The 14,448-nt window shown below is 75.0% G+C and carries 12 protein-coding genes; 4 read left to right on the top strand and 8 right to left on the bottom strand.

Annotated elements, in window-relative coordinates:
- Positions 1-12 precede the first annotated feature (12 nt).
- Positions 13-996, bottom strand: coding sequence for an MBL fold metallo-hydrolase (locus ACFYS8_RS17340; RefSeq protein WP_387641900.1), 984 nt, complete (start codon positions 994-996; stop codon positions 13-15).
- A 219-nt stretch (positions 997-1,215) separates the two neighbouring features.
- Between ACFYS8_RS17340 and ACFYS8_RS17335 the strand changes: the two genes are divergently transcribed.
- The 3 genes from ACFYS8_RS17335 (at position 1,216) to ACFYS8_RS17325 (ending at position 7,624) form a co-directional block, all read left to right on the top strand.
- Positions 1,216-3,609: a hypothetical protein gene (locus tag ACFYS8_RS17335; RefSeq protein WP_387641897.1), complete on the top strand. Its 2,394-nt coding sequence runs from the start codon at positions 1,216-1,218 to the stop codon at positions 3,607-3,609.
- A 752-nt stretch (positions 3,610-4,361) separates the two neighbouring features.
- Positions 4,362-6,875: a class III lanthionine synthetase LanKC gene (gene lanKC, locus ACFYS8_RS17330; RefSeq protein ID WP_387641895.1), complete on the top strand. Its 2,514-nt coding sequence runs from the start codon at positions 4,362-4,364 to the stop codon at positions 6,873-6,875.
- A gap of 83 nt (positions 6,876-6,958) precedes the next feature.
- Entirely contained in the window at positions 6,959-7,624 is a 666-nt protein-coding gene (locus tag ACFYS8_RS17325; RefSeq protein WP_387641892.1) for a LuxR C-terminal-related transcriptional regulator, read from the top strand.
- Positions 7,625-7,627: 3 nt separating this feature from the next.
- On the opposite strand, the gene ACFYS8_RS17320 is transcribed toward ACFYS8_RS17325, so the two are convergent.
- The 3 genes from ACFYS8_RS17320 to ACFYS8_RS17310 all read right to left on the bottom strand — a co-directional run bounded on the left by ACFYS8_RS17320 (position 7,628) and on the right by ACFYS8_RS17310 (position 10,048).
- Positions 7,628-8,086: a hypothetical protein gene (locus ACFYS8_RS17320; protein WP_387641891.1), complete on the bottom strand. Its 459-nt coding sequence runs from the start codon at positions 8,084-8,086 to the stop codon at positions 7,628-7,630.
- A 29-nt stretch (positions 8,087-8,115) separates the two neighbouring features.
- Positions 8,116-8,913: a nucleotidyltransferase domain-containing protein gene (locus ACFYS8_RS17315; RefSeq protein ID WP_387641889.1), complete on the bottom strand. Its 798-nt coding sequence runs from the start codon at positions 8,911-8,913 to the stop codon at positions 8,116-8,118.
- 133 nt (positions 8,914-9,046) lie between these two features.
- Positions 9,047-10,048, bottom strand: a complete 1,002-nt coding sequence (locus ACFYS8_RS17310; RefSeq protein ID WP_387641886.1) for an alpha/beta fold hydrolase — start codon at positions 10,046-10,048, stop codon at positions 9,047-9,049.
- Positions 10,049-10,403: 355 nt separating this feature from the next.
- On the opposite strand from ACFYS8_RS17310, the gene ACFYS8_RS17305 reads away from it, so the two are divergent.
- The gene (locus ACFYS8_RS17305; protein ID WP_387642181.1) at positions 10,404-11,186 is read left to right on the top strand and encodes a helix-turn-helix domain-containing protein; all 783 of its coding nucleotides are present in this window, start codon (positions 10,404-10,406) and stop codon (positions 11,184-11,186) included.
- Here ACFYS8_RS17305 and ACFYS8_RS17300 read toward each other — a convergent pair.
- The 4 genes from ACFYS8_RS17300 to ACFYS8_RS17285 form a co-directional block, all read right to left on the bottom strand.
- A complete protein-coding gene (locus ACFYS8_RS17300) occupies positions 11,176-12,390 on the bottom strand; it encodes a sensor domain-containing protein (RefSeq protein WP_387641884.1) in 1,215 nt (404 codons plus the stop codon). The two genes, ACFYS8_RS17305 and ACFYS8_RS17300, sit on opposite strands and share 11 nt — an antisense overlap.
- A 53-nt stretch (positions 12,391-12,443) precedes the next feature.
- Entirely contained in the window at positions 12,444-13,808 is a 1,365-nt protein-coding gene (locus ACFYS8_RS17295) for an FtsX-like permease family protein (protein ID WP_387641881.1), read from the bottom strand.
- Positions 13,805-14,089, bottom strand: a complete 285-nt coding sequence (locus ACFYS8_RS17290; protein WP_387641879.1) for a hypothetical protein — start codon at positions 14,087-14,089, stop codon at positions 13,805-13,807. The genes ACFYS8_RS17295 and ACFYS8_RS17290 overlap by 4 nt, the downstream gene beginning before the upstream one ends.
- The coding region (locus ACFYS8_RS17285; protein ID WP_387641877.1) for a hypothetical protein at positions 14,086-14,448 on the bottom strand (363 nt) is incomplete at its 5' end. The genes ACFYS8_RS17285 and ACFYS8_RS17290, both read right to left, overlap by 4 nt.

Raw genomic sequence — 14,448 nt, 5'->3', positions numbered from 1 at the left:
GGGGCCGGGTGGTCAGGCGCGGAGGCGGAGCGGGGTCAGGTGTTCGGGGCGGATCAGGCGGGTCTGGGGGGAGAGTTCGCGGGTCTGGTTGATGAGGCCGTCCAGGTCCATCCCGGTGTCGTGGACGGCCGGCTCGGTGAGCGGGGTCTCGAAGGAGTCCCAGTGCACGGGGATCACCGTGCGGGGGTGGTCGAGGGCCTTGAGGAGCCGCGGTACGTAGCGGTGGACGCTGTGGGCGTTGGTCTCCGCCGACAGCATGGCGATGTCCGGCTTCAGCCCGGCGTAGTGCTGTTCGGAGAAGTCGGCGGCGCCGGTCAGCAGGGCGGACGGGCCGTCACCGAGGCGGACCTGGAAGGCGAGGGTGTCGCCCTCCGGGAGGTCGCCGATGGTCCGCGGGGCGGTGGCGGGCGGGCCGGTGAGGGTGCCGGGCACCCAGTACTGGTGCTTGGCGTTGCGGCTGTGCAGGCTGGCGACCACCTGGACGGTGAACCCGCCGAAGTCGAGGTACTCGCCGCCCTTCACCACGATCAGCTGCTCCGGTTTCACCCCCATCGCGCGGAGCAGGTGGCAGGTGGTGGCCGTCCCGACCACCTGCACGCCGTGGTGCTTGGCGATGTACGGGACGTCGTTGAAGTGGTCCCAGTGGCAGTGGCTGACCAGGACCAGGTCCGGCTTGCCGATGTGCTGGTCGATCAGGTCGGGGGCGACGGTCAGTTTCGTCTTCGGGTCGAAGTCGTTCGTCGGGTACCGCGTGATGTACGGGTCGAACAGGACGGTCTTCCCGTTGCCCTCGATCCGCCATCCGCTGTTGCCGAGCCACCGGTAGACGGTCTCGCCGCCGGTCGGTGCCGGTTCGTCCGTCTCGGCCGCGGCCGCGACTCCGGCGCTCGCGCCGACCGCGGCGCCTGCTCCGACTCCGGCCACCGGCAGGAGGGCCGCTCCCGCGACCGCCGTGCGCAGCAGACCCCGTCGTCCTACTACCGTGTTGTCATTCATGCGTGGGCAGACGATCACATCAGACCGCCTGGTTCCAGCTTTTGACGGATCGTCACTCACGTACTTCCGCGCACCGCCGGAGAGCGGGATCCTCGTTCGGAAGGTTCGGAAGGTTCGGGTGGGGCGGTGGCGGCGGATCGCGGTCCGGCCGGCACTGCCGCGCGCTAGGGTGTCCCCGCTGCGTTCGGGGGCGAACGGGGCGAAACGGGGAGGACTTGTATGGGTGAGGACCGGGCCAGCGAGCTGATCGTGCCGGACGGGCCGGGCGAGTCGGTCGTCGAGGGGTTTGTGCCGCCGCGGCCGCCGGGGTACCGGCCGTATCCGCGGATGTCCCGGGAGCAGTGCGCGGAGGCGGTGCGGCGCGGGGGCTGGCTGTTCAAGGCCGACGAGGGCCACGACCCGGACGGGCGGGTGCCGGTGGGGGTCGTGGAGGGGGCCTGGCAGGTGGACGGCGACGGTTTCCCGTTGCGGTTCTGGCCGAACCCGCGGTACGGCGCGCCGGAGCCGGAGCAGCCCGTCGTGGACGGCGCGGCGCCGCTGCCGCCGTTGCACGCCGGGCGGCGCCCGGCCGGGCGGGCGCTGCTGGGATGGCTGGAGGACCCGCAGGCGCCGCGGCTGTGCCGGGTCGCCGGGTCGGGCGGCAGTGGCCGCAGTCACCTGCTGCACTGGCTGGTCGCCGCGTGCCCGCCGGACCATGCGCACTCCGGTCGGCGGGTCGAAGTGGCGCTGTCCGCCGCCGAGTTGACCGTGGACCTGTTCGTGTGGCGGCTCGCCGGGCTGCTGGGTGTGTCGGCGGCCGGACCGGAGGAGCTGGTCGCGGCGTTGATCGACGGGGTGCCGCGCGTCCTGGTGGTGACCGACCTCGACCGGGCGGGCTCCGGTCTGCTGCCGGATGCCGCGCGGCGCATCGCGGCCGAGGTGTTGCGGCCCTTGCTGCGGGTGCCGTGGCTGCGGATCGTGGTGGAGTGCGCCTCCGACACGCCGGCGGCGGCCGCGCTGGACGTGCCGGCCGCCGTGCTCGACCTGGACCAGCCGCAGTGGACGGACCTGGAGGCGTTCACCCGGTGGGCGACATCCCTGACCGGACGCCAACTCCCGGCGGAGGTCTACCCGTCGCCCGCGCTGGCGCTGCTGGCCGCCCGCACCGGGGACGGGGTACTGCTCGACGCGGGCGCCCCGCTCGCGCGGCGGGCCGAGACGCTGGCCGAGACGTGGTGGGAGTCGCTGCCCGAACTCGTCCGGGCTCCGGTGGTGGCGCTGGCCTCGGTCCGGGGCGCTCTCGACGAGGAGCTGTGGGGCGAACTGCCCGGCAGCCTCGGCCCGTTCGCGGTGGAGCAGGCCGTCGAGCTGCTGTTGCCCGCCGACCACGAGGGGCGCTACCGGGTCTGGCCGGTCTCCTTCGCCGAGCGCCTCGCCCGGACCGGACTCGACCACCTGTCGATCCGCCAGAACCTCCTGCCGGAGGAGCAGCCCGGCCCGAAGGACGCCGACCGGCTGGATCTGGTGCTGCGGCACGCCGTCCGGACGTCGGCCCCGGTCGACGACCTGCTGGCGGACCCGGCGTTCCTGGTGCACGCCGATCCGCTGGCGGTCGGCCTCGCGGTGGAGCACGGGGTGGCGCTGCGGGCCGCGAACGGTGCGGAGTCGGGGGACGGCGGCGCCGTGCACCGGGCGTGGTGGCCGGCCGGGCCGCGGGTCATCGCCGCCGCGGACCCGGGCGAGCGCGCGTCCGCGCTGCACTGCTGGACGGCCGGTGAGGGCGGCGACCTGTCGGAGCGGTTCGCGCAGCTCGCCGGGCAGGGCTGGCGGGCCGGCTGGGCGTTCGCGCGCCGGACCGACCCGGTGTACCTGATCGCGCGGCACAACGCCCCGTCGCACGAGGGGCAGCTCGCGGTCGCCGTCGGCTGGGACATCGGGGCGATCGACCCTGCCACCGGTCGGCCCTCGGGCGGCTCGCCGCTCCGGCTGACGGACCGTTCCACCGTCGCCCTGGCCACCGGCCACGACGGCAGCACGTACGCACTGCGGCACAGTGGCGCCGTCGAGGAGATCCGTCCCTCCGAGCTGTCCGGCCCGTCCGGCGGCGGGATGCGGCGGCTGCTGGCCTCGGTGGACGCCGGGGCGACCGCGATCGCCGCGCGGGGCGGCGAGCAGCGCGCCGTGGCGGCCGGGGACGCGGCGGGAGGCGTGCACCTGCTGGAGGACCGGGACGGGACGGAGGCGGTGCGCAGTGACGCTCCGCTCCACGACGGGCCGGTGACCGCGCTCGATCTCGCCCACCACGGCGGGCACCACCTGCTGATCACCGGCGGCGCCGACGGCCGGGTGCAGGCGTGGATGCCGGGCCGCGGCCCGCTCTCCCCGCCGCTCCCGGCCCGGGACGTCCCCGTCACCGCGGTCGCCGTCGCCACCACGCCGGGCGGCCTGATGTGCGCGGCCGGGTGGGCGGACGGCCAGGTCCGCGTGGTGCTGGCGGGCGCCGAGCGGGTCACGCATGATCTGGCGATCGGCGCGGCTGCGGTCGGGCTGGTGATCACCGACGGGGGCCGCGTGTGCGTGGCCACTGCGGCGGGTGTCCTCGGGATCGACCTGGCGGGAGCGGCGCGGGCCTGAGGGTTCGGCGGGTGAGGACGCGGGCGGCGCCGAGTGGAGGTGGCGCCCGCGATCCCGCCGCGCCGGGGCCTGTCGGGTGCGGGTGCGGACGACGGGCAGGCGTGGTGGGCTGCGCCGAACCGGCCGCCCGCGACCAGGCGTTCGGCGGGGGCGGAGGGTCAGGTCGCTGACGGTGGCGTCGTGGGGGTGGTCGGTGCTACCCGTCGGTGCTACCCGGGCGGGGTGTCCTGGAAGACCGGCAACCGGCCAACTGGGGCCTTTCCTGGGCGTGTTGTCCGAGGTGGGGCGCGCGGTGACGCTCCCACGCCGGGCGTGCGCGGCGGTGCGGGCACGCCTTCGACGGTTGCGGCGCGCCGGTCGGGTACCGGACAGCGGGTGCCGGGTCGGGGCCCGTTCGGCGGGCGTGTGCGCTCCGACGTTGTGCCGAGGTGCGACCGGGGCGCGGTCGCACTGGCGCGTGCGACGGGGGGACGGGCCCCGGCCCGGTATCGCCGCTGGCGGGACGGTGCCGCGGGCGGGAGCGGGCTCGCGGTTGCGGCGGCGTCCGGCATGGGAAAGCGCAGGTAAAGGGAGGGTTCGGGGGCAGGTGGGCGGGCCGGTGGCATGCGCCCGCGGGATCCGGCCAACCCTCGCCGGGGCTCTTTCGACGCTCGCACCCGTCCTTGCAGACTCTCGGTGACGGTCGGCCGGACGTCCCCCGCGTCGTCGGAAGCCGCGTCACACTCCCCCGCGAGGCACCATGGAGCGATCCGATGGACATGCGCTACGAGGCGTACACCTACGCCGATCCGGTCTTCTACGACTCCCCGGTCCAGTGGGCGGCCCGCGACGAGTTCCCGGCGGCTGCCGGGGCCGCGCCGGACGGCTGGGTGCGCGGCCTGCGCGAGGCGTGGGTGGGCTACCGGCCGGGCGCGGTGCCGTTGCCGGAGCAGGGGTGGAGGATCCACGTGTCGGCCTGCCCGGAGAACGCGCCGCGGATCCTGGACGTGGTGCGGGCGTACTGCTTCGGGCACGGGGTGGCGTTCGAATTCCTGCGCAGCCCGGCGTTGGTGCGGCTGCAGAACGCCGAGTACGCCCCGCGCGACGCCAGTGGGACGTTCATAACGCTGTACCCGGCGGACGACGCACAGTTGGAGCGATGTCTCGGCGGGCTGGACGAGGCCCTGGCGGGGGCGCCCGGCCCGGGCATCCCGGGCGGTCTGCGGTGGCGGCGCGGTCCGTTGTACCTGCGCTACGGGGCGTTCGCCGAGCAGTGGTGCCGTACCGGGGGGGGCGAGGCGGTGGCGGCGCTGCGCGAGCCGTCGGGCGTGCTGCGTCCGGAGGTGCGGCGGGCGGCGTTCGACCTGCCGGGGTGGGCGCCGGTGCCGGCGGTGCTGGCCGGGGCGGTGGCGGGCGCGGGGCTCGGGAGTGTCGACGGTTTCCCGTTCACGGTGGAGCGGGCGCTGCACGTCTCGAACGGTGGCGGGAGCTACCTGGCGCGGCCGGTCGGCGGTGGCGCGCGGGTCGTCCTGAAGGAGGGCCGCCCGTTTGCGGGCCTCGATCGGCGTGGTGAGGACGCGGTGCGGCGGCTGGCGCGCGAGCAGCGGGCGTTGGAGGCGCTGGCGGGTCTGGGCGCGGTGCCGGCCGTGCTGGGTGAACTGACGGCGCGGGGGCACCGTTTCCTGGTCCGGGAGTACGTGGCGGGCGAGGGATTGCACCGCTGGTTCGGCCGGCGCTTTCCGCTGGTGCGCGCGGAGGCGGACGAGGTGGCGGTGGCCGCGTACCGGGAGGAGGCGCTGGCGGTGCTGGATGCGGTGGAGCGTGCGCTGCGTGCCGTCCACGGTCGGGGCATCGTCCTCGGGGGTCTGCATCCGCGCGATGTGGTCGTCCGCGAGGACGGGTCGGTGGTCTTCGTCGACTTCGAACTCGCCTCCCCGGCGGGAGAGTTCGTGCACCCCGGGGTGGGTGAGGCCGGGTTCACGGCGCCGGCCGGGGTGACCGGGTTCGAGGTGGACGAGTGTGCGCTAGGGGCGCTGCGGATGTGGGCGTTCCTGCCGCTGGTGCCACTGACTGCGCTGCATCCGGCGAAGGGTGCGGCGCTGGCCCGTTCCGCCCGGAAGCGTTTCGAGCTGCCGATCGGCTACCTGCCCGAGGGCGGGTCGCGCGGGGAGGCTCAACTGGCCGCTGTGGAAAGCCTGTTCGGGGACGGGCGGGAGGGTTGGCCGCGGCTGCGGAACGGGCTGGTGGCGGCGATCGCCGGGAGTGCGACGCCCGAGCGTGCCGACCGGCTGTTCCCGGGCGACCCCGCGCAGTTCACCCACGACGCCCTGGGTCTGTCGTACGGCGCGGCGGGCGTCCTGTGGGCGCTGCACTCGGTGGGCGCGGGCGTCGATCCGCGGCATGTGCGGTGGCTGGTCGACGCGGTGGAGCGGCGGCCCTGCCGGCCCGGACTGTTCGTCGGCGCGCACGGCGTCGCGTGGGCGCTGGACCGGCTGGGCCGGCGCGGGAGCGCGCTGGGGCTGTTGCGGCGCCTCGAGCGGGACGACGCGAGAGCTGTTGGGCCCGGGCTGTCGGCGGGCCTGGCGGGTATCGGGCTGGCACGGTTGCACTTCGCCCGCGCCACCGGCGACCGCGCGCTGCTCGCCGCGGCCGTCGACAGTGCCGACCGGGCCGTTGCCGCCCTCCGGCTGGGCGAACCCGCGCCGGCGCCCACGGCGCGGCCCGGGCTGCTGCACGGCGCGAGCGGGACCGCGTTGCTGCTGGTCCGGCTGTTCGAGGAGTGCGCGGACCCGGCCCTGCTGGACCTCGCCCGGGCCGCTCTCGACCAGGACCTCGCGCGCTGCGTCGTCGCCGAGGACGGCACGCCGCGGGTGGACGGCCGGACACCGGCGTGCTTGGAGTCCGGCAGCGCGGGCATCGCCGCCGTCGCGCACGCCCTGCTGCGGCACCGCCCCGATTCCGTGCTGGCCGAGCAGGTGGGGCGGCTCCGGGCCGCCGCAGAGCCGGAGTTCGTCGCGCAGCCGGGCCTGTTCAACGGGCGGGCCGGGCTGCTCGCGCTGCTCGCCCTGGACCCTTCCGGGCCTGCGCCGGACGATGATGTGATCGACCGTCATGTTCGTCGCCTGGCCTGGCACGTACTGCCTCGGCAGGGCCAACCTGCGTTCCCCGGCGAGCAGTTGCTGCGCCTGTCGATGGACCTGGCGACCGGCACCGCCGGGGTGCTGACGGCCCTGGCCTCGGTGTACGACGGCAGCGCACCGATGCCGTTCTGGCCGGCCGGCAACTGAACCGTCCACGCGGGCGGGTTCGGCGGGTCGGGGGGTGGCGGCCTGTCGGTCGGCACGCCGGGGTGGTGCGTCACAATGAGCGGATGACGGACGATCGGCTGCGGGTGGTGCTGGCGGAGGACTCGGCGGTGCTGCGGGACGGCCTGGCGGAGTTGCTGACCGTGCGGGGGCTGGAGGTGGCGGCGGCGGTCGGTGGCGGCGAGGAGTTGCTGGCGGCCGTGGCGGAGCACCGGCCGCGGGTGGCGGTGGTGGATGTGCGGATGCCGCCGACGCACACCGACGAGGGGGTGCGGGCGGCGTTGCGGATCCGGCGGCGCTGGCCGGAGGTCGGGGTGCTGGTGTTCTCGCAGCACCTGGAGACCGGCTGGGTGACCCGGTTGCTGGCGGACGGTGCGGCCGGCATCGGCTACCTGCTGAAGGAACGGGTGGCCCGGACCTCGGAGTTCGTTGACGCGCTGCACCGGGTGGCGGCGGGCGGCACCGCCCTCGACCCGGAGGTCGTCACTCACCTGATGCGCGCCCGCCGGCGCAGTGCGGTGGACGAGTTGACGGCCCGTGAGCGCGAGGTGCTGGCGCTGATGGCCGAGGGCCGTTCCAACCGGGCGGTCGCGCAGCAGCTCTCGGTGTCGGAGCGGGCGGTGGAGAAGCACGTCGCCTCGGTGTTCACCAAGTTCGACCTGCATGCCTCGCCTGCGGACAACCGTCGGGTGCTGGCGGTACTGGCCTACCTCGCCGAGACGGGCGCCTGAAGGTCAGCGCGGGAGGCGGAGCTTGGCAGCGTTGCGGATGCGTCGGGTCCGCCCGCCCTCGGCCAGTGCCGCCACGACCGTCCCGACCGTCGCGGTCTGGGCGGCGTGGAGCTGGCACCAGTTGGACGCCGCGAGCAGCTCCTCGGCGTCCCACGGTTCGTCCAGTGTCACCGCCCGCAGCAGCGTCCACTCGCGCAGGCGCCTGGAGACGAACTCGCCCGCTGCCACGGGCCCGGTCATCTCGTCGCGCCAGGCCGGGTAGCCGGGGTCGGTGAGCAGTGCGGCGGCCCGACCGTCGAGGTACTCGCGGACCGCGCTGTTGGCCATCGCCGTGTCGGGGTCGGTGAGCACCCGGGCGATCAGTGCGGCCACGTCCTGCGGGGACGCCTCGGCGAACTCCGCGAGGTAGCGGGCCCACCGGATGTGTTCGTCCGGTTCCCGGTCCCAGTACTCCCCCGTCATCACTGCTCCTGTCGTTCCCCACGCGTTGTTCAGTGGGCCTGCTCGATGACGTCCTGGAGGTACTGCACGGCGAGTTTCTCCGCGTGGTGGCGTCGTTCGACCGTCGCGTCGCCGTCCTGTTCGGACCAGCGGCGGTAGAGGTCGACAGTGGCGAGGAGCGCCTGCCCGGCCTCGTGGCGATCGTAGCCGCACAGCGTGGCGCGGAGGGCGCGGGCCTCCTCGGGGGCGACGGTCTCCAGGCGGCGCACGCCGCGCGGGTCCGCGCCGGCCCGGCGGGCGGCGAGCGGCCCGAGGACGATGCCGCGCAGCTGGGCGAGGACGCCGACGGTCTCGAACAGTTCGCCGCGGCCGAGCTTCGTCGCGCCGTAGTGCACCCAGACCCAGAACCGGTCCTCGACCCACTGGGGATCGAACTCCTCGGCTGTGGGCGGCTGTTGGGCGAGGGCTCCGGCCAGCAGGCCGTCGCGGTCCCAGAGGATTTCCGGGTCCTCGATCCGCGAGGCGAAGTCGGAGACCCGGACGAACTTGAAGTCCACGTGCAGCAGCGGCGGCCCGACCAGGGAGACGATCAGGCGGGGCTCGCCGACGTGCTCCCCGGTGAACCCCGCCACCAGCGGTGCCCAGGAGCCGATCAGCGGCAGCCGTTCCCCCATGACCGCGTCGTACGCCGCGTCGTCGATCACCACGATCAGGTCCACGTCCGAGTAGACGTCGGAGTCGCCCGTCATGATCGACCCGCCGATCGCCGCACCGGCGACGCGTGCGTCCTGCCGGATGCGCGGGAGCGTGTCGTCGAGGAACTTGCTGTGCAGGGCGGGGATGTCCATCTGCTGTCCTTCCGGCCGGAGCAAAGCAGACCAACGTAGCACCCGACGGAGTGTCACCGGTCGGATTTGCGCGCGCGGTTCGACGGCGACGACGGCGGGTCCGCCGCCCGGTGGGCTGCCTATCCGGGGGTGATCAGTGTGGCGCGGTTTCGATGACGAAGCCGTGGAGGAGCGTTCCGGTGCTGTCGGGGTCCTCGATCATGGGACTGTGGCCGACGCCGTCGAGGATCTCGATGCGGGCGCCGGGGACTTGGCGGTAGTCCTGGGCGGCGGAGGGACGCCAGCGGTGGTCCTGCGAGCCGAAGACCACCAGGGTCGGCAGGCCGAGGCCGGAAAGCCGGTCGGGGATGGGCCGTTCCTTCACGTACGCGCTGGACGCCTCGTCGGTCGCGGTGAGGCTGCGGTAGGTCATGCCCCGGACGTCGGCGACGATCCGGTCGGGGATCTTCACCTCGCGGGTGAACGCGGAACTCAGCGCGGCGCGGATGGTGCCGTCGGTACGGAACCGCCAGAGGAGTTCCGCCACCACCGGCGTGGACAGCAGGTGCGAGGCGAAGCTGTCGCCGATGTACGCGTCGAGGCGCGGGCCGGTGTCGAGCAGTGCGATCGCCCCCACCAGGTCGCGGCGCTGCTCGGCCAGCGCGGTGGCGACGGCACCGCCGGTGGAGTGCCCGACGACGGTCGCGCGGTGCACCCCGAGTTGGTCGAGCGCGACACCGACCCGGCGCGCCTGCTCCTCCATGCCGTAACCACCGGCCGGTTTGGCCGATCTGCCGTGCCCGAGCAGGTCCACCCGCACCACGTGCAGGTCCCGCAGCGCCGGCAGGACCGGGTCCCACCACGCCGTCGAGCCGCCGAGGCCGTGCAGGAGCACCACCGTGGGCGCGCCGGGCGGCCCGTCCTGGACGACATGGAGGTCCCCACCGGGGATGTGCACGATCTGGTCGCCGGAGGCCCCCGCCGTCTGGCCGCGCACGGACACCGTGTTCCCCGTGAGGAGGAGGGCCAGCACGCCGGCGGCGAGCAGGGCGATCCGCCACCGGCGGGTCCGCGCCCGCCGTCGGCGCGGGACGTTCGGGGCCGCGTCCGGCCGGCTGTGGGGGTGTTCGTTCTGCGGGGCGTTCGGCTCGTTCATGACTCCTCCGTCGGTTGGCTTCGGTGCGAGGTGCGCGGTGCGAGGTGCGAGGTGCGCGGCGTGCGGTGTCGGTGCGACGTGCGCGGCGCGCGGTGCGAGGTGCGCGGCGCGCGGTGTCGGTGCGACGTGCGCAGTGCGCGGCGCGCGGTGTCGGTGCGACGTGCGCGGTGCCACCACTCTTGCGGTGGCGGGCGCGGGGAGTCTTGGAGAAATGTCGCGTCTCGCACGGTGGTTGATTCCGCTGCCAAGCCGCTCGTACCGTCGAGGCGTGCACCCTGTTGTCCGGACGGCAGACCCCACCGCTGCCTGGGAGATCGCGCGACCGTCACGAGTGACCGTGCTGCCCGGTGTCGAGATGGCCGGGTTCCGCATTCGCGGTGACCGCCCGATCGACCTACGAGTCATTCCTCACCCGGCCGTCACCGTGGCTCTCGATTTCGGTGACCGCCCGTTCGACATCCGCGGCGCGGCCGGCCGGATGCGGTCGGAGAGCCTGGCCGCCGGGCTCGGCTTCCGTGCCTTCCAGGTGTGCGTCGAGGGCGCCGACTGCGTGCAGATACGCCTGTCTCCGCTTGTCGCGCACCCCGTACTCGGGCTCCCGCTCGCCGAGTTGCGCGGGAGCGTCGTCGCGCTCGACGACCTGTGGGGCCGGGCCGTGCCGCGCCTGCGGGAACGGCTTCACCGGGCGCGAACCTGGCCGGAGCGATTCGCGCTGATCGACACCGAGCTGATGACCCGGTTCCGTGCGGGCCCGGGGGTCGATCCCGAAGTGGCCTGGGCCTGGCGCCGGATCGTCGCCGGCCACGGACAGACCCGGGTGAGCGAACTCGCGGGCCTGCTCGGTTGGAGCCGCCAGCGCACGTGGTCGCGCTTCGGCTCGCAGACCGGCCTGACGCCCAAACGCGCCGCGATGCTGGTCCGCTTCGATCGCGCCGTCCACCGACTGGTCCGCGGGGACGCTCCCGCGCAGGTGGCCGTCGACAGCGGCTATGCCGACCAGTCCCATCTCCACCATGACGTCCGCGCGTTCAGCGGGACAACTCCCGCCGGTGCCGCGCACGAACCGTGGCTGGCCGCCGATGACCGGGCCTGGCCGGCACGCGGCGGCACCGAGTGGCCGTCAACGGTCAGAGGGTGAGCGGCAGTTCGGCCGTGATGACGGTCGGGCCGCCCGGTGGGCTGGTGATGCGGAGGGTGCCGTCGACGGCGGCGAGGCGGGTGGTGAGGCCGTGGAGGCCGTGGCCGGGGGTGGGGGTGGCGCCGCCGGGGCCGTTGTCGTGGAGGGTGAGGCGGGCCCTGGTGGGGGTGGTGGTGAGGGTGAGGGTGGCGGCGGTGGCGGTGCTGTGTTTGGTGATGTTGGTGAGGAGTTCGGCGGCGCAGTACCAGAGAGCCTGTTCGACGGCTTCGTCCGGGCGGCGGGGCAGGTCGAGGCGGAGGGTGACGGGGACGGCGCAGCCGGCGGCGAGGGCGGGGAGGGCTTCGGGGAGGCCGCCGTCGAGGCCGGTGGGGCGGAGGCCTCGGGTGAGGGCGCGGAGTTCGGCGATGGTGTCGTCGGTCTGGGTGCGGGCGCGGTCGAGCAGGGTGCGCAGGCGGGGGTCGGCGGGGGCGTGCTGGGTGAGGGTGTCGTCGGCGAGCGAGAGGGTGATGGCGAGGGCGACCAGCCGGGCCTGGGTGCCGTCGTGGAGGTCGCGTTCGAGGCGGCGCAGCCTCTCGGTGCCGGTGGTGAGCAGGGTGTGGCGGGCCGCTTCGAGGTGTTGGACGCGTTGTTGGGTGCGGGCCGGTCCGAGCAGGTGGCGGGCCAGCCGGCGGTTGGCGTCGGCGGTCAGGCGGACGAGTGGTGGGGTGAGGGCGAGCAGGGCGAGGCCGAGCAGTGGGGCGGCGAGGTCGAGCGGGGTCGCGGGGTGCGGGCCGTCCTCGAGCAGGCGCAGCCAGAGCGGGAAGCCGAGCAGCCAGCCGCTGCCCAGTGGCAGCAGGACGGCGGCGAGGCCGAGTACGCCGAGGGGCAGGCGCAGCAGCAGGTAGCCGAGGGTGCGCCAGGCGACGGTGTCGGTGAGCGCGGCCCTGATCCGGGCGGTGGCCCCGTGCGGACGGGCGGCCGGGCCGGGCGCGGGGACGGTCTCGTCGAGCAGCCTGCCCGTCAACCACCGGCTCGGCAGGCCGAGTTGGCGGGCGCCGGTGAGTGCGAGCGCGGTGACCGGCAGTCCGACGACCGTCAGCGAGAGCAGCACCCCCGCGTACAGCGCGGCCAGCGCGTAGGCCGCGCCGAGCAGCGCCACCGGCAGTCCGAGCACCAGGAACGCCACGTCTCCGGGTCGCACCGCCCACCAGCGTCGCATCCTCATCGGCCCAACCTCCGTCTCCCGGACCCGGCGATCATGATCTCCCGGCGACGGGCTCATTCGTGCGCGCTGCCCGCCGGGGCCCGCCGCATCGCGGCAACTGCGGCCGCCAGCACGGCGGGTACGGTGAGCAGGGCGGCCGCGGCAGCGATCCAGGCGCAGCTGGTGACGGGGACGGTCGGCACGGCGCGTCCGGTGGCGGCGACGCTGAACGCGGCCGTGGTGGTGGCGGTGACGGCGCCGCCGAGGAGCAGGCCGAGGGCGGCAGTGACGGCGGCTTCCAGGGTGAGGACGCGCAGGACGTCCGCGCGGGTCGCGCCGAGCAGCCGCAGCAGAGCGAACTCACGGCGGCGTTCGCCGGTGAGTGCGGCCAGGGTGGTGACGGTGGCGATCGCGCCGAAGGAGCTGAGCAGGCCGAGTTCGGCCTGGCGCAGCCAGGTGTCGGTGGCGGAGGTGGCGCCGGTGGGCGGGCCGGCGGCAGCGTGCAGAGCGGTGGCGGTCATGGTCGCCATGGTGGCGGAGAGGCCGGTGAGCAGGGCGATCGGGACGACCGCGGAGGCGAGGCGGCGGGCGTAGCCGCGCAGGTTGGCGTCGGCCTGCCAGCCGGTGGCGGGCAGCAATGTGCGCAGCGCGAGGCCGAGCGGGGCGGTGGCGAGCGGGGCGAGCAGCGGGCCGGCGAGGGCGACGCCGGCGAGCAGGACGAGGGTGGCGAGCAGCGTCGCCTGCGCGGCTTTGTCGACGTCGGCGGGCGGCCGGGTCGCGGCGAGGCGCACCAGCAGTGCTCCGCCGGTGAGGGCGGCGGCCGCGGCGAGCAGGCGAACGGGGCCGGGCCGCCGGTCCGGGCCGGAGCTGTCGGCGAGGGCCGCGGCGGGCGCGGGCGCGGTGACCTGGCGGGCGGTCAGGGTGGCGGCGAGGGTGACGACCAGCAGGGTGAGCACGGTGGCGGCGGCTGCGGCGGGGAGGACGGCGCCGAGCCGGGCGTGTGGGGCAGCCATCATGCGGTGCTGGAGTGCGGCGAGGAAGGCGCGGGCGGCGGCGGTGCCGAGCAGGGCGCCGGGGGTGGCTGTCAGGACGAGCGTCAACGCGGCCTGTCGGCGAAGTAGTTGGCGGATCTGTCGGGGTGTGGCGGCGACGGTGCGCAGCAGGGCGAGGTCGCGGTACTGGTGGCGCAGAGCGAAGCCGAGCGTGTTCAGGGCGACGAAGAACGCCACCAGTACGGTGATTTCGCCGAACGCCCCGGCGATCAGCCCGAGTCCGGGCCCGCGCACCTCGCGCCGGTCGGCGGCCGGTACGCCGTGCTCGGCGAACAGCAGCGCGCCGAGTGCGGTGAGGGTTGAGACGGCGAGCAGCAACGCGGCGGCGAGACCGGCGAACCCGGCGGGGCGGCGGCGCAGTTGGCTCCAGGCGAGCACTGTGGTCATCGCGCCTCGCCTCCCGTCGTGGCGAGCGCGGTGGCGGCGACTGGGGCGGGGAGGGTGGCACCGATCCGGGCGTGCGGGGACGCCATCGTGCGGTGCTGGAATGCGGCGAGGAAGGCGCGGGCGGCGGCGGTGCCGAGCGGCGCGAGCTTCAACGCGGCGTGCCGGTACAGCAGTTGGCGGATCCGTCGGGGTGTGGCGACGGCGAGCAGCAACGCGGCGGCGAGACCGGCGAACCCTGCGGGGCGGCGGCGCAGTTGGCTCCAGGCGAGCACTGTGGTCATCGCGCCTCGCCTCCCGTCGTGGCGAGCGCGGTAGCGGCGGCTGGGGCGAGGAGGGTGGCACCGATCCGGGCGTGCGGGGACGCCATCGTGGGGCGCTGGAGTGCGGCGAGGAAGGCGCGGGCGGCGGTGGCACCGAGCAGCGCGAGCTTCAACGCGGCCTGCCGGTACAGCAGTTGGCGGATCCGTTGGGGTGTGGCGGCAGCGGTGCACAGCAGGGCGAGGTCGCGGCGCTGGTAGCACACGGCGAAGCGCCGGGCAGGCGCAGCCAGTGCAGTGGCGACAGCGAGCAGCGACGCGATGGCCAACCCGGCCGAGCGACACCGCAGTTGGCGCCGGACGAGCACCGCGCCCATCACGCC

It is taken from the genome of Kitasatospora sp. NPDC004615, assembly GCF_042873545.1.
Lineage (GTDB): Bacteria > Actinomycetota > Actinomycetes > Streptomycetales > Streptomycetaceae > Kitasatospora.
The sequence above is the reverse complement of the archived record's forward strand: the minus strand, read 5'-3'. Positions and strand labels throughout refer to the sequence as shown.